Origin of the sequence: Bifidobacterium bifidum ATCC 29521 = JCM 1255 = DSM 20456, from assembly GCF_001025135.1 — a bacterium.
Classification (GTDB): domain Bacteria; phylum Actinomycetota; class Actinomycetes; order Actinomycetales; family Bifidobacteriaceae; genus Bifidobacterium; species Bifidobacterium bifidum.
Window position 1 is genome coordinate 970,503 of sequence record NZ_AP012323.1, and the last position, 18,118, is coordinate 988,620.

Consider the following 18,118-nt stretch of genomic DNA (forward strand, 5'->3'; position numbering starts at 1 on the left):
TAGCGGTGGAAGGAACTCCACGAACATGCCGATCGTGGCGGATAATCCGCGTGGCGGCTCCCTGACGGTGGGTCTGTTCTCCAACCGAACCATCAACATCGGCATCGTGACCGAGATCGTGCTGCTCGTGCTCATCACCGAAGTGCCGGTATTGCAGACCGTGTTCCACACCGCGCCCCTGGGCTGGGACGACTGCGTATACCTGTGCTGCATCCCGTTCGTGATCCTCGGCATAGAGGAACTGCGCAAACTCATCTGGCGGCATTCTTTCCCAACCGAGCGGGTATAGCGTGCTCCGCCCCCCCCGCTGGCGGGGGCAAGTGGCGCCGCGAGATGATGACAAATGTCACGGGTGCGCGGCCAAGTCGTGACGTTTGCAGGTGGCGATCGCCGACACTTTCTTGGGATGATGTAATCATCAAAGAAAGGAGCGGCTATGGCAACCGACAACACAGCCCCCGGACGCGATGTGGCACCCGACGCAGTACCGGCCGTGCATGTCAGTCAACTGGTCAAACGCTACGGTGACATGGTGGCGCTCGACTATTTCGACCTCGACGTGACGCAAGGCGAGATCTTCGGCCTGCTCGGGCCGAACGGCTCCGGCAAGACCACGGCGATCAACTGCATCCTCGCGCTGCTCACCTACGATTCGGGCACGATCCGCGTACTCGGCCAGCCGATGACGCCGACCTCATACGCGCTGAAACGGCGCATCGGCATCGTGCCGCAGAACGTGGCCGTATTCAACGAACTGACCGTCACGGAAAACATCGACTACTTCTGCTCGCTGTACGTGCCGAAGAAAACTGACCGCGCGCCGCTGGTCGAGGAGTCCATCGAATTCGTCGGACTCCAGGACTTCCGCAAGTTCCGGCCCGGCAAACTGTCCGGCGGTCTGCTGCGACGCCTGAACATCGCCTGCGGCATCGCGCACAAGCCTGACCTGATCTTCTTCGACGAACCCACGGTCGCTGTCGACCCGCAAAGCCGCAATTCGATTCTGGAAGGCATCCAGCGGCTCAACCAGGCCGGCGCCACAGTGATCTACACCAGCCATTACATGGAGGAGGTCGAGCAGATCTGCGACCGCATCCTCATCATGGACCACGGCCGGCACCTGGCGCTCGGCACCTCCGACGAACTTAAGAGCATGATCGATACCGGCGAGCGCATCACCATCGAAACGCTCGATCTGGCGGATTCGGCGATGGCTGAGGTCCGTGCGCTGCCGTGCGTAATCGAAGCCACCTACGACGGCAAGGAACTCGACGTGCGATGCCGGCGCGGCGAACACAACCTGACCGACGTGCTCGACGCGGTGAAACGCTCCGGCGCCAACATCGGCCACCTGACCAGTCGCCCGCCCACCCTCAACGACGTGTTCCTCGAACTCACCGGCAAGGCACTGAGGGACTGACCATCTTGCCCCTGCTGGCGGGGCTCCCGCGAAGCGAGTGGGGGTGGCCTTGCAACAACCACCCTCAGTCGGCTTCGCCGACAGCTCCCGCCAGCGGGAGCAGGTAAGGAGACATCATGTGGACCACATTTTTGGTCGCATTGAAAGCGAACCTGCGCAATCGTCAGGCACTGTTCTGGATGATTGTGTTTCCGATCGTGCTGGCAACCATGTTCAACGGGTTCTTCGGCGGACTGTCCGAGGGATACGAGCTCAGACCGATACCAATGGCCGTCGTCGAAGATAGCCGCTGGCAGCAGGCGGACGGAGCGCGTACGTTTGTGGATGCCTTGTCTGGAGAGACGGCCTCATCGTCGGAGTCTTTGGACGGCACGGCATACGCCGATATCAATCAGCAATTGCTGACCATCACCGCAGCCGACACCGTGCGGAAAGCCGAACAGCTGCTCGCCGATGGCACAGTCCGCGGCTACCTGGCTGCTGACGGCAACGGGCGTTTGGCGATAACCATCAGTCGGGAAACGGTGACCGCGGCCAATGACACCACAGGAAGCGTCGGACTGGATATCAGCCTATCGGCATTGCGCAGCGCCATCGACCTGTACAACCGCACCGACGCCGTCACCCGACAAACCATCGCCGACAATCCACAGGCTGCGCTCAGCCGCAACTTCTGGAATAGCATCGGGCAAAGCGTCGATGTGACTCACGAAACAACGCTCACGCATTTCCAGCCCAATGCCATCGCCAGATACTATTACGCGTTGCTGGCCATGTCCTGCATGATTGCCATGGGGTACTCAATCAGCACGGTCTCCACAGCACAAGCCAACCTGTCCGCATTGGGCATTCGCCGCACCGTGGCGCCATTGAGCCATGCCAGACAGCTTATTGCCGGTTTCCTTGCCTGCTGGTTGTGCGCATCGGTCGCATTGCTTATCGCATTGGCCTATATTCGCTTCATCTGCGACATTTCGTTTGGAGGGCGAGAACCGGTGACGGTGGTCGCGGTAATCATCGCCGCATTCATGACCAGTTCAGCCGGTACTTTGCTCGGCGCGGTACCGAAGCTTTCCTACGACACGAAATACGGTTTGTCGAGCGGAATCGCCTGCACATTGTCGCTGTTCACCGGACTGTACGGCGGCTTCGCCATGCAGATCAGTGACTGGATAGCACGCAACGCGCCCATCCTCGGCACCATCAACCCCGCGCAACAGGTGACGAACCTGTTTTACGACATTTTGTACTACGACAGCTACCAGCCGTTCATCACCACTTGTGCCATTTTGCTGGCGATGAGCGCGGTATTCCTCTTGGCCGGCATCGCAATGCTGAGGAGGCAACGCTATGAACACCTGTAAAGCCACATTGCGTGTACTGTTCTCGCACAGGGCCTACCTGTTGATTTACCTCGTGTTCGTGGGCATCATGATGCTGTCTATCAGCTGGTCGATGCTGTCTGGCACATCCGATTCCGCAGCCGCGGCATTCGAGCCGGCCAAAATGCGTGTCGCCGTCATCGATCGAGACTCGGACAGGGGCGGCATCGCGTCATCGATGCGCACATACCTGTCGGATTCCAGCGAACTGGTGAACGTTGACGATGCTAGTGAAACTCTGCAACAAGCCGTCGCCTCGAACTGGGTGGATCTGATCGTCATCATCCCCGATGGTTTCGCCGACGATTTCATTGATGCCGCGGCGACAGGCGAGAATCCACCAAGCGTGGACACGGTCACCAGCTATACGTCCGGCGCAGGCTCGATGGCCCGGATGAACGTCATCGGGTTCCTTTCACTCACGCGTACGGCACTGATTGGCTCGCATACGACGGTCGATAGTGCGGCGCTCGCAGCTATGGCCGGTATCGACATTGGAGACACTGCGGGTGATTCGTCTGAAGATGGCATGGGCGGGTTTGGTGAATTCTCGAATCAGGACATGCTTGATATGCTGCCGGCCGGTCAGATTGAGAAACCCAGCGTCGGCGATCTGTTCGAGGCATCGAAAGCGGCTGCCGCATCGGCGAGTGACATGGACGCGAACCATAAGGTCGCTGTGATCGACACGGCGAGCGCGGACGCGGAAAGTGCTTCGGACATGGCGGCCAGCAGATTTGGCAACACCATGAAAACCGCGCTGTATCCGCTGTTTTTGGCGATGACCGTCTGCGGGTCAATGATTCTGGGCATATTCACCACCGGGGAAGTTCGCCGTCGTCTCACCGCATCCCCACAACGCATGTCGTCGATGGGACTCCAGCGGTTGCTGACGCTCAGCGGATTCGCGCTCGTCGTATGCGTCGGTTATCTGGTGCTGGCGGTCGGTCTGATGGTCGCGGCAGGACTTGATCCGTTGACATTGAGCGCCGAAGGAGTGCTGATGACGTTCTGCGCAACCTGCGTATATGCGCTGATGACCGTCGCCTGTGGATTCATGCTCAGCGAATTCGGGTTTTCGGAGGCGGCTGCCAACGGATTCGCCAATATCTTCGGCCTGCTCATCATGTTCACGTCGGGCGTCGCATTGCCGGTTGACATGATGCCCGGCGTGATGGTGACCATAGCCAAGTTCCTGCCCGGCTGGTGGTATTGCACCGCGATCGACAACGCGCTCGGCTCCGGCACGGCGGAGGAAACCGGCATAAGCGTCGCCGGCTGGGCCGGCTCGCTGGGATTGGTCGCACTGTTCGGCGTGATGTTCATCTGCATCGGCCTGGCCGCCGGCCGCTTCCGCCGATCCCGTCCCACCCTGGCCGCGCCCGCCACCACGCAGCTGGCCGAGTGAGAAAATCAGCCTTTCAACCGATACCGCTGTACCGAGTCGTCGGCGAACTTGACTCGGGCGACCCGCCCTTCCTTCATCAGCTCGCGCATACCGGATGTGGCGGCCAGCGGCGTCAACTGCAGTTCGCGCATGATCTCCTTGACGCTCATCGCCGAATGCCGCTCCAGTACGGTCATAATCGCCTTGACCACGTCGCCCGGCGAACTGTTCGCCATCGTGCGTTGCTTGGTGATGGTCATCGTGAACGTGTTGATGTCGTTGCGCGTGGTCGCCGGCTCGATGCCGGCCTCGCGCAACGCGGCGGCGATGCGCTGGTAGCCGTCGCCGCCTTCTGGGTTCACAAACCCGCCGCCCGGATACGGCGTGGACTCCAGCAGCGTGAACAGGAACTGGTTTCGGGTGGAGACGAACGGCGCGCCCGTCACCGGATGCGGGCTCGCCAGCACATCATGTGTCACCATGCCGTACAGGCCACCCGGATTGGTGATCTCGATGCGATCGGTGAACACGCTGATATGCACCTGCGTGCCGCGCGCATCGGGCGAATAATCACGGTGGGTGAGCGCGTTCGCAATCGCCTCGCGCAACACGAGTGGCGGATAATCGGGCTTCTTCGCGCCAATCCAACGCATCAACGAGTCGACCGCATCGTCGATCATCACCGGAATCGAACCGACCACCGACTTCGAGGCGACCAATCGTTCGTCGCCCCGGAACACATCGTCCCGGCTCGTCCCCGGAAACACGGCTATCGAAATGCCGAGCCGCGGATAGAACTTCTGCGGATAGCGGCCCAACGCCAGCAGTCCGGCCAAGGTGGGACGCAGTATTCCGCCGACCTCCGACTCGTCGGAATCATCATGGCGCAACACCTGTAGATCCAGCAGCACATCGATGCCGTCCCGGTCGGCGAACACGCGCGGATGCTGTTCGCGCACGCGTGCCAACAATCCGGCAACAAGCTGCGGGTCGAGGTCATCGGTCGTGGCGCCGGGCACGATATCCAGATCGTATGTGGGCTGCAGATGCTCCTCGATGAGCCGGTCGACCTCATAGGAGGTCATGCGCCGGTCGCCGTCGCCGGTGCGGATGAACGAGCCGCCGTGCGGTCCGAGCGCGGTGGTGAAGCAGGGCTTGTCGCGCGGCAGCATTTCGTCGATGCGCGCGAACACCAGATTCGCGCCTTCGAACGGGCAGGTGACGATCACGGGCCGCACCACCGGCGTCATCTTCTCGCACGCCTGGCTCAGCGCCTCCTGCATGGCGCGCGCGTCGAATCCCTCGACCGGCGTGAACCCGTTCTTTTCGGACAGGCCAAGGATGATCCAGCCGCCGGAGCCGTTGGAGAACGCGGACAGCGTATCGGTGATGGTCGAGGAGATCTTGCGCTTGCATTCCTTGACCTCGCACTGCTGCGTATCGTTGCCGATCATGCGCATCAGCTCGATCAGCTCGGTCATCTTCGCGGTGTAGTCGTCAACCATGGCGGTCCTCCTTGACACCATTGTCCCGCGGCCGGCTGTCTGCCGAAGCCTCCCGCGCCCACGTCCTCCGTCAATTCATTGAAAATTCACGCGGTTGGGGTGCGCATAAGACTGTTGTTTTCATTGGTGCAGTACGAGGTCCCGTTGTCTATTTGTAAGTGCAACGCCTTCGTCAGAGTTGTAAGTCTGGCAGCTCGTCGGCAAACGCCTCGGCGGGTGTGCGGTAGCCGAGCGCTCGCATGGGCCGGTTGTCGGTCTCGTCGACGATCTCCTGGAGCTCCCTCGCCATGCCCGGTTCGATGATCGTGCGTTTGGGCAGGTAACGGCGGATCATGCCGTTGCGGTTCTCGTTGCCGCCCCGCTGCCAGCTGGAATAGGGGTCGGCGAAGCACGTGGCCATGCCCGGCTCGTCGCGCAGCCGCGCGTGGCGGGCGAACCCGGTGCCGTTGCCGTGCGTGACGCTGAGCCTGGCGGCCGCCGGCAGCGGGGCGAACATCGCCAGCCGCGCCCCGACGCTCCGCTCGGCGGTCTTGTCGGGGATAACACGGGCCATGAGGAAGCGGGTCCTCCTTTCGACCTCGGTGTGCAGGTCGCATCCCATGCCGATGACGCTGTCGGCCTCCCAATGGCCGAACCCGCTGCGAGCGTCCGCCTCCGGCGGACGACCGGCGATGGAGACCCTTCCGGGGATAGGGAACCTCGACACCCGACGGCCCGCATGCTTGCGCCGCCGCCGGTGGCCGCGCGGCAGGCATCGGGCCCGGCGTTCGCGGCGCGGCTTGCTGGAATAGATCCATCGGTAGACGGTCTCCGGGCACACGCGCATGGCATCGTCGCCGGGGAACAGGACGCGCAGCCTGCCGCTGACGGGCGGCGGCGACCAGCCGCAGCCCAGTCTCTCCGCCACCCACGCCCACAGCCGGTCAGGCGACAGGCGATGCGGCTTGCGCGCTTTGGCGCACCTCCGGGCGGCCTTGCGCCGGGCCGGCCCGGCGATGTAATAACGGCTCATCCAAGGCCCGGTCTTGAGCCGCCTGGGCCGATAGGGACGGTAGGATTCGCTCTCGTTGGACGGGAACCACGTGTTGCGTTTGATCTCACGGCTGACGGTGGACGGGCTGCGCCCGATCATCGCGCCGATCGCCCGTATGCCGGCCCCGTTGCCGATCTCGATCTGGATGACCTGGCGTTCCTCTTCCGACAGGTGCGAATACACTTCCCCCATAGGTGCAACATCCCTTCCGGACTGGTTTTCTAGACAATCTCCAATCTAACGGGGTGTTGCACTTTCAATTAGACAACGGGGCGTTTGTCAAGCAACCGGTAGGGGAGATACAATTATCTTGTAGCGTTGATCGATTCCAAGGAGGGAATTATGAGCTATATGAAAAAGATTGCTTCAACGCTCGCGGCGGCAGTCGCGTCCGTTGCTTTTGCCCTTGTTCCCAGCGTTGCACTGGCCAACGGCACCGATAGCGTTCCCTATGAGGCGAACGCCACCGTTGTCGTTGCCCCCAACGCTCCTGAAGGGTCAGAGTTGATCTTTGACCTTGAGACGAAGACGTTCACTGACATTGTTCTCCCGAACGGACGCACGCTTAAGCCAAGCCGTGGTTGCACCAACAATACTTCCGCTTGCTGGGCAGGCGGCGGAGCGCTCGGCGACATGGAGTTTACGGGTACTGGCGCGGTTAATGGCAATTGGCCCAGCCGGAGCAGCTTCTACTCCAATAACAAGTCAGCGGACATCGGTTTCACCTGGAAAGGAGAACGGGTGTACGTAAGCCAGATTGCTGCAAACCGCAAATTCACGCCAAACGGTTCTGTCGACGGCTTCTACGTCACCCGTTACTAAAACCTATGGGAGAGCACATCCTTTCCCTACAACACCTTTAGACGGAGGGCCGGTGTCTTCGGGCACCGGCCCTCCGCGTTCCTAGCGGCTGTGCCGGTGATGTGGCTGCGGAATCGGTTCGTGTGTTGTCTTTGCTTTTTCGATGTTCTCAGCCAGTCTTTGTTTGATTCGTTCGTTGAAGCGGCTGCGGTTGAGTCTGCGCACGCGATCCTCGTAGGGTTTACGCATGTGGTCGAGCGTGGCCTTGGATGCGTTGGTGCGGAAGGCGTTGGCCTCGGCGTAGGTAGCCGGGATGGTCGTGTTCTCAAGCCACGGCGCCGTTTGCTTCAGAAGCTGGGATTGCTCGGCGGCGGTCCTCTCGGCCGCGTGTCGGAGCCATCCGCGCGTGAACGGGTTCGCGTGCTCGGCCTTTTCGCTGGCCTCGCGCGCCACGTCGATGATCCGTTGCACGTCCCTGACTTCCCGTGGAGGCTCGGTCTTCCACCATTCGGTGAGGTCGGCGAGCTCACGCCTGGCCTCGTCCAGTTCGTCCACCGGTTCCGGCTCGGGACGCCGCGGTTCGCGTCCGATCTCCCGCGGCACGGGATCAGGCTTGGATTCCAAGCTCCTGCCGGACGTGCTCCTGGGGGGGGGCGTGGGCGCTTCGACCAGTTGCCGGCCACGCGACGCTATGGGCTGGCGATCGAACACAGTGATTCCCGGAACCGGCTCATCGCCGTGTCGAGTTCCTTCCTGGCCTGCTCCTTGAATTGTCCGAGCAGGCCGGTCGGGTCGCCCATCTGTTTGCGGATGGCCGTCAGGTACCGGTTGGCCGTGGCGATGCGCCGGTTGATCGCATTGAGGATGCTGTGCCCACCTCGTTTGGTGATCTCGCGGCTGGCGTGGCCCTCGTGGATGGTGGGGATACGTTCGATGCCCTGCGCCTCAAGGCTGCGGTGGTCGATGCGCACGCCCTCGGGCAGCATGAGGTTGCACTGTTTGGCCCAGTCGGCGCGCAGCCGTTCGAGGAATTCCGTGGAGTCCAAGGGGTTGTTCGACACGTCCACGCGCTTCCAGACCTTACGGTTCTTGGCCCCGGTCTTCTGCTCGCCGGTGGCGGGGTCTATGACCGGTATCCGCTCGCCGTTCTGGTGATATGAACTGATTTTTGTTCCGCATTTCCTCTAACTCGATGGGGGATGATGGAACCATGGCAAAGGGCACTCGATATACGCCGGAGTTCAAGGCGAAGGCGGTCAGGCTGCTGGCGGAATCGCGTTCCTCGTATTCGTCGGAGACGAACGCGATCTCCGCGGTGGCGAAGGATCTGGGGATAGCGCCGGAATCACTGCGGCGTTGGCGCAACCAGTCGGACGCGACGGTCGCGGAGGAGACGAGGCAGTCGGCCGAGGACGCGATGGCGGAGCTGAAGAAGCTGCGGGCCGAGAACGCGCAATTGCGTCGGGCGAACGAGATCTTGACGACGGCGTCGGCTTTTTTCGCGGCCAGGCTCGACCCGACACGGCGTTGATGGCCGCGTACATCGACGAGCACAGAAGCCGTTTCAGGGTCGGGCCGATCTGCAGGGTCCTTTCCGAATCGTTGGACTGCGGGTTTCTCACGCCGCGCGGCTGCCGCATGTTCAGAACACGTCCCGTCAGCCGCATGCGGGCGGGGCGTGAGGCGCTGGCCCGCGCCGTCCTCCAGATCCGCTCGGATTTCTTCATGGCCGTGTACGGCTGCGGGAAGATGCACGCGCAGCTGGTCGCCCAGGGCTGGGATCCGGCCGGGGTCGGCCGCGACCGGGTGATGAACATCATGCGCGGGCTTGGCATCCGGGGCGTGCGCCGCGGCAGAACCCCGGTGACGACGAAACCCGCCAAGGGCACGGGCGGCAGGCCGGATCTGGTGGACGGGAGGTTCGAGGCTTGTGCGCCGAACCGCCTGCACGTGGCCGGCATCACCTACGTGCGCATGGCCAACGGCTCGTTCGGCTGCACGGCGTTCGCCGACGGCGTGTACGCCCGTCGGATCGTGGGATGGGCGTGCGCCATGACCATGAACACGCAGGAGCTGCCGTTGCAGGCGTTGGGGCAGGCGATCTCATGGGCCGCGTCCCGCGGCGGCGCGGATGGTCTTATCCGCCACGGCGACCATGGCACGCAGTGCACCGGCACGGTGTACGCCACCGGGGTTATGGAATATGGGGTGCTGCCGTCGACCGGCACCGTCGGCGACTCGTGTGACAACGCCATGGCCGAAAGCGCCGACGGCGCGTACAGGACCGAGCTGGTATGGCGGCGCAGACCCTTCGCGGATCTGAAGGACCTGGAATTGGCGACGTTCCGGTGGGTCTCGTGGTGGAACTCGAAGCGCCTGCACCAGTCCCTGGGCTACAGGACACCCGAAGCGGTGGAAACCGAGTATCATCAACATCAAGCGGCACAAGCCGCCCCACTATAAGGACGGAACAAAAATCAGGCCACTTCACATTGCATGCCTTGAGGGTAATGGGGACTTCCGCTCACCCGAGTGCGTGGAGTTGCTGGACGAAGCGGACATCGTGGTCACTAACCCACCGTTTAGCCTCTTCCGTGAGTACATTGCTCAACTCATGGAGCATGATAAGAAGTTCGTCGTCATCGGCAATCAGAACGCTGTTACCTATAAGGAAGTGTTCCCACTCATCAAAGAGAACCGAATCTGGCTTGGCTGCTACTCGGGGAACATGGAGTTTCGGGTGCCGGGCGATTATGAGGCTCACAGCGAGAATGACAAGTGATTCTGGACGGACGAATCGGGGCAGAACTGGCGAAGCATCGGCGCTGCCTCGTGGTTCACGAATCTGGACATCAGAAAACGTCACGACGAACTTATCCTCGTGAAACGCTATAAGCCCGAGGATTACCCCAAGTACGACAATTACGACGCAATCAACGTGATTTGCCTGATGGAGGAATCACGGCGGCTGCGGGAAGCCCGTTCGTATTCCAGCAAGTCTGTCAGGCGGATTCTGCGATGACGTGATGGGCGGGAAAAAGGAATGAGTCCTTTATCTAACATTCTGACCAGCGTCTGTCGCGATACTCCCAGTGTGCGCGGCTTGTTCCGTCGTGAGTTCCTGTTCCGTGGCGCTGATCGTCACGCTCTTCCCCTCGGAGAGCATATGGCCGTCTGTTGAACCGCATCGCGAAGTTGCTTCGGCAGCGCCAATGAGTAGCGTTCTTCCAGCTTGGCTTGATACATTGCGTACGTGACCATAAGGCCACAACGGCCAAATGAATCGGGAACATCATGAGTGATTACAACGAACACATACCGGACGGCGCCGGCGACAACGGCGACGCCGACGAGCTGGTGTACCAATCCGAGGGCTGCGGCAAGGCCGCGCATTGCCCACTGAAACGACTCGGCAAGGGCGACACCGCGGTCAACATCATCGGTGTGGCCGTCTCGGCCGTCATCGTCGCGGCGAGCATCTACGCGCAATACGCGCTGACCAAATGGGCCGTCAAATCCGCGCTCAAGGAAACACGACCGCACGATTGATCCGGTGATACCACTACACCGACTTGCCGTTGACATGCGCCCCGTCGTGTGGCCTCCCTTTCATACCGGGAGGCCACACGACGAAAGCTCAGCGAGCCTCCGCCAATATGATGCCGGCATCGGCCATCTGTTTGCGGGCCGCGACACCCAACTCCTCGCTGACCGGAACGGTCAGATCCTCGAACACGGTGACATCAAAGCCGAGACGTTTCGCGTCAAGCGCGGTGTCCTTGACGCAATGCGATTCGGCGATGCCCACCACATCCACCTGCGTGACGCCTGCGGCCTTCAGCGCATTGGCCAGCGTCTTGCCGGCGGACTGTTCGGCCGTGACCTCCTCGCGCGTCTGGATACGGTCGGTATTGTCTTCGATGCCTTCAAAACCGGAGTATGCCGCCGAATACTGGCCCTTCTTGAAATGATGGGCGATGCCCAGAACCGCGATGGCCGGATGAAGCTCGGCGTTCGGCGTGCCCGCCGCGCCATGCTTGGGCCACGTATCCACGAAATCCGGATTGCCCGACCAGTGTGCGCCCGGCTCGATATGCCAATCCTGCGTGGTGGCGGTATACGCATACTCGCCGCGATGCGCGTTCACATAGTCGGCGATCCTCCCGGCGACCGCGTTGCCGCCTTCGACCCCCAGCTCGCCGCCTTCGCAGAATGTCGGCTGCACATCCACCACAATCAGCGCCTTGGCCATGTCATGCTCCCATCATCGTTCGATTCGACTGACGTTTCCCATCATAAGCGACCGATGCCAACCGCATAAGCCCCTATAAACGGCGCGCCCGACAGCCGGATCGGGACTCACCGGGGCAGCTCATTGTCATCGTATCGGGGCACGGCGTTTCTGGTTTCCGCCTCCGCCTTCGCCTTGCTCTTGGCGTACATCAGCTGACATGCCCAGACGACGGCGAGCACAACGGAAAATGCGAGTCCCGATACCACGTCACCGTATTTGACAGCGGTGAATATCGGCATGGCGACGGCCGCGACGATGCAGAAGGGCAACGCGATCCATGTCCTGCGCAGTTTGGCCCGGTAACTCGAATCCCAGTAGCCGAACGGACGGCTGCCCCTGTTTTCCATAAGCGTTCCTCCGGTCATCACGAATCTGCGATTGCGTCGATGCCTACGATGATACGGCACCCGGCGAATCGTTATCTTTCCACCGTCGCTGCCGAAGTCGGCTGATCATTCCATCGCTAAGCTGTAATGATGGGATTCAATCGGTAATAGGCCGATATGGAATCTTTGCTGATGATTGCATTGCACGGGGCAGTATTGGGCATACCATTTCGAGCGTTGAGCCACGGTGATTCACTGTGGGTACGCGCACTAAGCCGGTTCCCGGTTTGCCCTCCCAGAGCCGTACATACATCATTGATGATGCTCCGCTCTGCGTCATCCAACGCGATATATTGATTCTTCCCCTGTAGAACGATTGAATGATGCGCTTCGCCGATATGACGATGTGGAACGGCGCATCGAGGATATTTCAGCAAAGTCGGGTTATGGAAGCGATCTCATATATGACAATGCCGTGCCGGTGTATGCCCGGAATGCTGAACAGCTTGAGATGACTTATTATTCGTACTTGTCCTACATGGCGGATTGCGATGTTGGCGGCTTGGTGGCGTCTGGGCTAAGCTTTGAGACCATGTGCGGAATCGTCGGATATGCAGGTAATGTTTCGGCCACGTGCGGCAAGCCCCCTCAGGTGTGTCTTCAGGGATTGCAACGCCTGGAATACCGCGGGTACGACTCTGCGGGAGTGGCGCTCGTCGCTTCGGGCATGGGGCATGCAGTGGTGCGCAAGAAGGCCGGAAGGCTCGCCAATCTCGTCGAAAGCGTGGAACGTAACCCGATGCCGCCCGCGACGGCCGCCACCGGACACACCAGCTGGGCCACGAACGGGGCGCCCTCCGACGTGAACGCCCATCCCCACCCCCCCCGCGTACGCTGGTCGTGGCGATATCGCAGTCCGGAGAGACTATGGACACGCTGATGGCCCTGCGCCACGTGTGCGAGCAGGGATCCATGGTGCTGTCGATCTGCAACACGCAGGTGGCGTCGATACCGCGCGAATCCGATGCCGTCAGATCATCGACTCGCTCAAGGGCATGCCGGCCAAGATCCAATGGGTGCTCGACACGCAGGCAGGCACGGCCCGATAGCGCTGGTCGATGAGGGAGAGCTGGTGGTGTTCATCATGCCGCTCGAGCGCGGCCGTGACGTGCTGCACGCCAAGGTGCGGTCCGGCATCGAGGAGGTCAAGAGCAGAGGCGCGTTCATCATCGCCGTCGCCGAACAGGGCGACCGGGATGATGAACGTTATGCGGATGTCATGTTCCGGCGTCCCGAATGCCCGACGTTGATGAGCCCGCTCGTCGACGTGGTCCCATTGCAGCTGTTCGCCATGGATATGGCCGAGATCAAGGGGTATGACGTGGACAAGCCGCGCAATCTCGCCAGATCCGTCACGGTTGAGTGACGCGATGGCGAAGGACGAGAGATGACGAACAACAAAGACAAGTGGCTGCGCGCATTGCAGGCCAAGGGGATCCGCACGACGCAGGATGAGGTCGGGCGTGCCGGCAGGCACCGTCATGACGACCCGGAGGCAAACCCGCCGAAAGATCGGGCCGGTTTTCGCCCGGTGAGGGGAAGATCCGCCAAACCGTTCAAGGCGACCGGTCACAAGGGCGGAATCAGCCGGCAAGGTGCATGACGCGGAATGTTTCGGCGAGGTCGTGATTTGATTGCCAATGACCATCTCCAGTCGCTTCGCGACTGGAGATGGCAGATGCTCTGCAGCTTAGTTTTTTTAGTCCTCGTTCTTGGCGGGGGCGGAGAGGAATCGTTCTTCGCCGGGCAGCACGGCGTTGAGGATCACGGCCACCACGAAAGCCACGGCGATGCAGTTCGAGGCAAAGATCTGGCGGAACAGGGCCGGGAACTGCGCGAAGATGTCGCTCACCTGCGTGAAGCCGATGCCGATGGTCAGGCTCAACGCGGCGATGGTGATGTTGCGCTGGGTGAAGCCGGCTTCGGCGATCATCTGGAATCCGGAAAGAATGATGTTGCCGAACATCATGATCGTGCAGCCGCCGAGCACCGCTTGCGGCAGCGAGTTGAACACCTCCGCCACGGCAGGCACGAAGCTCGCCAGAATCAGGATCAGTCCGCCGGACAGGATCACCTTGCGGTTGACGACCTTCGTCATCGCCACCAGTCCGATGTTCTGGGCGAAACTGGTCAGCGGCAGGCATCCGAACAGTCCGGAGACCGAGGAGATCAGGCCGTCGCCGGCGATCGCTCCGGCCGTCTCACGCTCGGTCGGCGTACGGTTCAGACCCACCTTGGTCAGCGCGGCGGTGTCTCCCAGAACCTCGACGGACGAGACCACGTACAGCAGTCCGATGGAGATGATCGCGCCCCAATCGAACTCGGGCTTGAACGGCATGAACTGCGGCAGCGAAACGACGGAAAGCTCCTGGAACCCGGAAAAATCGACCTTGCCCATGCAAATCGCCACCACATAGCCGACCACCAGGCCGAACAGCACGGACAGCTGTTTGGCGGTGCCCTTCATCAGCAATTGGAACGCCAGACAGGCGACCAGCGAAATGAGACCCAGCGTCAGGTTCTGCCAGGATCCGAAGTCCGCGGCGGACGCGTCACCGCCGCCGAAACTCGTGGCGCCCACGGTCAGCAGCGAGAAGCCGATGGACGTCACCACGATGGCGGAGACGATCGGAGGCACGAAACGGCGCCAGTACCGGGCGGTCAGGCCCAGCACCAGCTCAAGCAGACCGCCGACGATCACCGCGCCGACCACGGCTCCGTAACCCTTGTCGGCGCAGATCGCGGCCGCGGCGGCCACATAGGTGAACGAGATGCCCGTCACCATCGGCAGCCGCGAGCCGATCAGCCACGCGCTATACAACTGCAGGCAGGTGCCGAGACCCGCCACCAGCAGACCCGACTGAATCACGGCCGCCGATTGCGCGGACGTCATCTTCGCCGCGTTGGCGACGATGAATATCGGGGCTAGATTGGCGACGAACATCGCCATCACATGCTGCAGGCCGAACGGAATGCCCTTCCAGAACGACACGGGCGCGTCCAGCGAGGACAGCGCCTCGAACGATACGGAATTCTTCGTTTTCTTCTGCGACATGGTTTCCTTTTCTCTCCTCTGCTCTCTGCTGTTCCGGACTCAGTCCCTGAACGTGATCTCGCCGGTCTCGGGATTCATGGACTCGACGATGGACAGCGAATCCACGTCATAGCCCTGCGCGCGCAGTTTGTCACCGCCGCCCTGGAACCCCTTCTCGACCGCGATGCCGATTCCCTCGACACTCGCCCCCGCCGCATGGCACAGCTCGATGAGCCCGTGCAACGCCTTGCCGTTCGCCAGGAAATCATCGATGAGCAGCACGTGGTCGTCGGCGTCCAAATACTTCTTGGACACGATGACGGGAAACTCCTTGCGCTTGGTGAACGAGTACACCGTGGTGGTGTACTGGTCGCCGTCGAGGTTGATGGATTGGGCCTTCTTGGCGAACACCACCGGAACATCGCCGAAGTGGCGCGCGGCGCAACAGGCGATGCCAATGCCCGACGCCTCGATGGTCAGGATCTTGGTGATGGTCTTGCCGGCGAAATGCCGGGCCCACTCCTGCCCCATATGGTCGAACAGACGCACGTCACACTGATGGTTCAAGAACGCGTCCACCTTGAGCACGTCACCGGTCTTGACCGTTCCATCACGCCGAATGCGCTCTTCCAGCTCCTTCATAAGTCCCCTTTGCCTGTACCGTCAATGAATAGGACAGAGGGACAGCATACGCCATGCAGATGACCGCGGCGACCTGTATGAATCCGCCACGAGTCCTTGACGAACACTTTGTGATTCCAAAATGTTTTTTTGGGAGGGGGATGCTCTAGCATAACCTCGACGGAACGGGAAGTCGTGTAAGGAGTGTCAGCATGCGCAATGACCGCTATGAGAGCCTGGACGGCATCAAGGGATTCGCCCTGATCGGCATCATCTGGTATCACCTGTCGCAACGCTCGCTGCCCGGCGGTTTCATTGGCGTGGACGTGTTCTTCACCGTATCCGGCTTCCTGCTCGCCCTGAGCGTCCTTCGTGAGATCGACCGTACCGGCAGACTGCGTCTTGGCAATTTCTATCTGCGCAGGTTGTCTCGACTGTGGCCGGCGATGGCGTTCATGATCGCCGGCTCGGTGTCGCTCGGCCTGTTCGTCAACCATGACATTCTGGTGGGTGTGCCGGGCAAAAGCGTCTCCGCGCTGACATTCACGTCGAATTGGGGGGAGATCTTCTCCGGAGACAGCTATTTCGCGGCGACGTCGCCGCAATTGCTGCGGCACTTATGGTTCGTGGCGCTGCTGGGCCAAGCGACGCTGGTGCTGCCGCTTTTGACGGCCATGCTGCACAGAATCGGCTCCACGTTCGTGCAGGCGTTGGTGCCGGTGCTGCTCGCCGCGCTGTCCGCGTGTGGCATGTGGGTGCTGTACAACCCGTCCGCCGACCCCACACGCGTGTATTTCGGCACGGACACGCACTGTTTTGGCATGCTGTTGGGTGTCGCGCTGGCGTTCGTCGTGCGGCACAGCGAGGAGTCTGACGCCGAGCCGCGCCGCCTGTTCACCATGGTTATGCCCTGGCTGGCCACTGGCGCACTGGTCGTGTTGATCATGATGATGCCGCGCGTCGGGCAGGATGCGTCAGCGTTCCGCGGCGGTCTGATTCTGGCCTCTGTGCTCACCGTAGTGCTGATCGGCGGCAGCATTTCCAAGGATTCATGGATGATCGGCCTGTTCGGCTGGCGTCCGCTCGCGCTGCTGGGCAAATACTCGTATGGCATGTACCTGTGGCATTGGCCGTTGTACCTGCTGCTGCAGCTCATGCTTCCCGGTTATCGTGGCAGCGGATTGTGGGTGGTCCAGGCGCTCACGTTGCTGCTGAGCCTCGTGATGACCGCGGTGTCATGGTGGATGGTGGAGAATCCGGTCGCGGAATGGATCAAGTCCAAGCGCGACAAGTCGGCTCCCCGCCGCACGGTGGCGCAACGTTCGGCTCCGCGACGGGTCGGCAGCGCGCGGGCACGTGGCGTGTATGGGACGCACCTCAACAACGTCGAGTTCACTCAGCCGTACTCTCAGGCTGCGCCCCTGCCCTCGCCGCAAGACGCGCCGGTCGTCGCATCCCGCAGCTCCCGTACCGCGAAGACGATGCGCATGGTCGTCACCGTGTCGGTTGTGGTACTGATCGTCATCGGGTTCTTCATGGGTGTGGCCCAGGCCCCGGCGAAGACGCAGACACAGATCATGCTGGAGAAGAACCAGAGCGCGCTCGCCAAGAAGGAACGTCAGCGCAAGATGGACGCCAAGGCCGCGGCCGAGGCGAAGAAACGCGCCGAGGAGGAGCGCAAGCGCCGCGAGGAGGCCAAGGCAGCCATCGAGAAGACCCTGAACGGCGAGGACGTCTCCGTGATCGGCGACTCCGTCACCGTGGGCGCGTCGGCGGCATTGCAGAAGTCACTGCCCGGCATCGCCGTGGACGCCCAGGTGTCGCGGTCCATCCTGACCGCGCCCGGTATCGTCGCGCAGATGAAGGCGGAAGGCCGTCTGCGCAAGTACGTGGTGATCTCGCTGAACACGAACAGCGCGACCACGGTCGGCGAATACGAGCGGATTGCGGCCGCGGCGGGTGATGGGCATGTGCTGGTCATCATCAATGCGTATGGCGACCGCGAGTGGATTCCCGTGGCCAATCAGGCGGCCTCCGACTATGTGCGCAAGCATCCCACCGATTCGATTCTGGTCGACTGGAACAGTGCTATCGCGGCACACACCGATTGGCTCGGACCGGACGGCATCCACCCGCAGGCCGGACAAGGCGAAGACCTGTATGCCTCCGGTCTGAGGAACGCGTTGGCGGAATGGGAGGTCGCCCATATCGAGTGACACTGACCGAACCATGTGGTAAACAGGAAAGCCGAATCA

At 61.6% G+C, this 18,118-nt stretch carries 17 protein-coding genes and 3 pseudogenes; 11 read left to right on the plus strand and 9 right to left on the minus strand.

All coding sequences use genetic code 11. The features are described from left to right. Positions 1-25 precede the first annotated feature (25 nt). From BBBF_RS03870 to BBBF_RS03885, 4 genes are all read left to right on the plus strand, one after another. A complete protein-coding gene (locus BBBF_RS03870) occupies positions 26-289 on the plus strand; it encodes a cation transporting ATPase C-terminal domain-containing protein (protein WP_003818979.1) in 264 nt (87 codons plus the stop codon). 147 nt (positions 290-436) lie between these two features. Then, the gene (locus BBBF_RS03875) at positions 437-1,420 is read left to right on the plus strand and encodes an ABC transporter ATP-binding protein (RefSeq protein ID WP_013363387.1); all 984 of its coding nucleotides are present in this window, start codon (positions 437-439) and stop codon (positions 1,418-1,420) included. A 116-nt stretch (positions 1,421-1,536) separates the two neighbouring features. Further along, complete coding sequence (locus BBBF_RS03880; RefSeq protein ID WP_003818976.1) at positions 1,537-2,784, plus strand: ABC transporter permease; 1,248 nt, start codon at positions 1,537-1,539, stop codon at positions 2,782-2,784. Then, positions 2,771-4,210 (plus strand): ABC transporter permease, encoded by a 1,440-nt coding sequence (locus BBBF_RS03885; RefSeq protein ID WP_003818975.1) that lies wholly within the window; start codon positions 2,771-2,773, stop codon positions 4,208-4,210. The genes BBBF_RS03880 and BBBF_RS03885 overlap by 14 nt, the downstream gene beginning before the upstream one ends. Positions 4,211-4,215: 5 nt before the next feature. On the opposite strand, the gene BBBF_RS03890 is transcribed toward BBBF_RS03885, so the two are convergent. Together BBBF_RS03890 and BBBF_RS03895 are read right to left on the minus strand one after the other, a co-directional pair. Next, positions 4,216-5,694, minus strand: a complete 1,479-nt coding sequence (locus BBBF_RS03890) for an ATP-binding protein (protein WP_003812813.1) — start codon at positions 5,692-5,694, stop codon at positions 4,216-4,218. A gap of 172 nt (positions 5,695-5,866) precedes the next feature. Continuing rightward, complete coding sequence (locus BBBF_RS03895) at positions 5,867-6,919, minus strand: IS30 family transposase (RefSeq protein WP_035139463.1); 1,053 nt, start codon at positions 6,917-6,919, stop codon at positions 5,867-5,869. Between the two features lie 150 nt (positions 6,920-7,069). Between BBBF_RS03895 and BBBF_RS03900 the strand changes: the two genes are divergently transcribed. After that, positions 7,070-7,549 (plus strand): hypothetical protein, encoded by a 480-nt coding sequence (locus BBBF_RS03900; protein WP_003818719.1) that lies wholly within the window; start codon positions 7,070-7,072, stop codon positions 7,547-7,549. Positions 7,550-7,630: 81 nt separating this feature from the next. Here the strand turns inward: BBBF_RS03900 and BBBF_RS03905 are convergent, their stop codons facing one another. Together BBBF_RS03905 and BBBF_RS03910 are read right to left on the minus strand one after the other, a co-directional pair. Then, positions 7,631-8,083, minus strand: a complete 453-nt coding sequence (locus tag BBBF_RS03905) for a hypothetical protein (RefSeq protein ID WP_021647867.1) — start codon at positions 8,081-8,083, stop codon at positions 7,631-7,633. Positions 8,084-8,217: 134 nt separating this feature from the next. Beyond that, a complete protein-coding gene (locus BBBF_RS03910; RefSeq protein WP_074740912.1) occupies positions 8,218-8,694 on the minus strand; it encodes a MobA/MobL family protein in 477 nt (158 codons plus the stop codon). Between the two features lie 44 nt (positions 8,695-8,738). Between BBBF_RS03910 and BBBF_RS03920 the strand changes: the two are divergent. Further along, positions 8,739-10,014, plus strand: a pseudogene (locus tag BBBF_RS03920) (IS3 family transposase); the annotation flags it as partial. 14 nt (positions 10,015-10,028) lie between these two features. Next, positions 10,029-10,469 (plus strand): annotated as a pseudogene (locus BBBF_RS10250) (adenine-specific methyltransferase EcoRI family protein); the annotation flags it as partial. Here BBBF_RS10250 and BBBF_RS10255 read toward each other — a convergent pair. Then, positions 10,451-10,591, minus strand: a complete 141-nt coding sequence (locus BBBF_RS10255) for a hypothetical protein (RefSeq protein WP_101357251.1) — start codon at positions 10,589-10,591, stop codon at positions 10,451-10,453. The pseudogene BBBF_RS10250 and the gene BBBF_RS10255 overlap by 19 nt on opposite strands. Positions 10,592-10,822: 231 nt before the next feature. Here BBBF_RS10255 and BBBF_RS03930 point away from each other — a divergent pair, with 231 nt between their 5' ends. Next, the gene (locus tag BBBF_RS03930; protein WP_013363392.1) at positions 10,823-11,077 is read left to right on the plus strand and encodes a hypothetical protein; all 255 of its coding nucleotides are present in this window, start codon (positions 10,823-10,825) and stop codon (positions 11,075-11,077) included. A gap of 88 nt (positions 11,078-11,165) precedes the next feature. Here BBBF_RS03930 and BBBF_RS03935 read toward each other — a convergent pair whose 3' ends face one another. Together BBBF_RS03935 and BBBF_RS03940 are read right to left on the minus strand one after the other, a co-directional pair. Next, entirely contained in the window at positions 11,166-11,780 is a 615-nt protein-coding gene (locus BBBF_RS03935; protein WP_013363393.1) for an isochorismatase family protein, read from the minus strand. 107 nt (positions 11,781-11,887) lie between these two features. After that, entirely contained in the window at positions 11,888-12,169 is a 282-nt protein-coding gene (locus tag BBBF_RS03940; protein ID WP_003819638.1) for a hypothetical protein, read from the minus strand. Positions 12,170-12,740: 571 nt separating this feature from the next. On the opposite strand from BBBF_RS03940, the pseudogene BBBF_RS10260 reads away from it, so the two are divergent. Together BBBF_RS10260 and BBBF_RS03955 are read left to right on the plus strand one after the other, a co-directional pair. Further along, positions 12,741-13,574: pseudogene (locus tag BBBF_RS10260) on the plus strand (SIS domain-containing protein). A 21-nt stretch (positions 13,575-13,595) separates the two neighbouring features. Next, positions 13,596-13,811 (plus strand): hypothetical protein, encoded by a 216-nt coding sequence (locus tag BBBF_RS03955; RefSeq protein WP_003816911.1) that lies wholly within the window; start codon positions 13,596-13,598, stop codon positions 13,809-13,811. 96 nt (positions 13,812-13,907) lie between these two features. Here the strand turns inward: BBBF_RS03955 and BBBF_RS03960 are convergent, their stop codons facing one another. Together BBBF_RS03960 and BBBF_RS03965 are read right to left on the minus strand one after the other, a co-directional pair. Beyond that, a complete protein-coding gene (locus BBBF_RS03960; protein WP_021647876.1) occupies positions 13,908-15,263 on the minus strand; it encodes a nucleobase:cation symporter-2 family protein in 1,356 nt (451 codons plus the stop codon). A gap of 39 nt (positions 15,264-15,302) precedes the next feature. Further along, on the minus strand, positions 15,303-15,884 hold the full coding sequence (locus BBBF_RS03965; RefSeq protein WP_003816915.1) for a xanthine phosphoribosyltransferase: 582 nt from the start codon (positions 15,882-15,884) through the stop codon (positions 15,303-15,305). Positions 15,885-16,075: 191 nt separating this feature from the next. On the opposite strand from BBBF_RS03965, the gene BBBF_RS03970 reads away from it, so the two are divergent. Continuing rightward, positions 16,076-18,079, plus strand: a complete 2,004-nt coding sequence (locus BBBF_RS03970; protein WP_021647877.1) for an acyltransferase family protein — start codon at positions 16,076-16,078, stop codon at positions 18,077-18,079. The last annotated feature ends 39 nt before the right edge of the window (positions 18,080-18,118 follow it).

Coding starts and splice junctions, on each gene's coding strand:
- BBBF_RS03895 (WP_035139463.1), bottom strand. CDS start 6,919: ATGGGGGAAGTGTATTCGCACCTGTCGGAAGAGGAACGCCAGGTCATC.
- BBBF_RS10255 (WP_101357251.1), bottom strand. CDS start 10,591: ATGTTAGATAAAGGACTCATTCCTTTTTCCCGCCCATCACGTCATCGC.
- BBBF_RS03935 (WP_013363393.1), bottom strand. CDS start 11,780: ATGGCCAAGGCGCTGATTGTGGTGGATGTGCAGCCGACATTCTGCGAA.
- BBBF_RS03965 (WP_003816915.1), bottom strand. CDS start 15,884: ATGAAGGAGCTGGAAGAGCGCATTCGGCGTGATGGAACGGTCAAGACC.
- BBBF_RS03890 (WP_003812813.1), bottom strand. CDS start 5,694: ATGGTTGACGACTACACCGCGAAGATGACCGAGCTGATCGAGCTGATG.
- BBBF_RS03900 (WP_003818719.1), top strand. CDS start 7,070: ATGAGCTATATGAAAAAGATTGCTTCAACGCTCGCGGCGGCAGTCGCG.
- BBBF_RS03930 (WP_013363392.1), top strand. CDS start 10,823: ATGAGTGATTACAACGAACACATACCGGACGGCGCCGGCGACAACGGC.
- BBBF_RS03875 (WP_013363387.1), top strand. CDS start 437: ATGGCAACCGACAACACAGCCCCCGGACGCGATGTGGCACCCGACGCA.
- BBBF_RS03880 (WP_003818976.1), top strand. CDS start 1,537: ATGTGGACCACATTTTTGGTCGCATTGAAAGCGAACCTGCGCAATCGT.
- BBBF_RS03870 (WP_003818979.1), top strand. CDS start 26: ATGCCGATCGTGGCGGATAATCCGCGTGGCGGCTCCCTGACGGTGGGT.
- BBBF_RS03940 (WP_003819638.1), bottom strand. CDS start 12,169: ATGGAAAACAGGGGCAGCCGTCCGTTCGGCTACTGGGATTCGAGTTAC.
- BBBF_RS03970 (WP_021647877.1), top strand. CDS start 16,076: ATGCGCAATGACCGCTATGAGAGCCTGGACGGCATCAAGGGATTCGCC.
- BBBF_RS03955 (WP_003816911.1), top strand. CDS start 13,596: ATGACGAACAACAAAGACAAGTGGCTGCGCGCATTGCAGGCCAAGGGG.
- BBBF_RS03885 (WP_003818975.1), top strand. CDS start 2,771: ATGAACACCTGTAAAGCCACATTGCGTGTACTGTTCTCGCACAGGGCC.
- BBBF_RS03960 (WP_021647876.1), bottom strand. CDS start 15,263: ATGTCGCAGAAGAAAACGAAGAATTCCGTATCGTTCGAGGCGCTGTCC.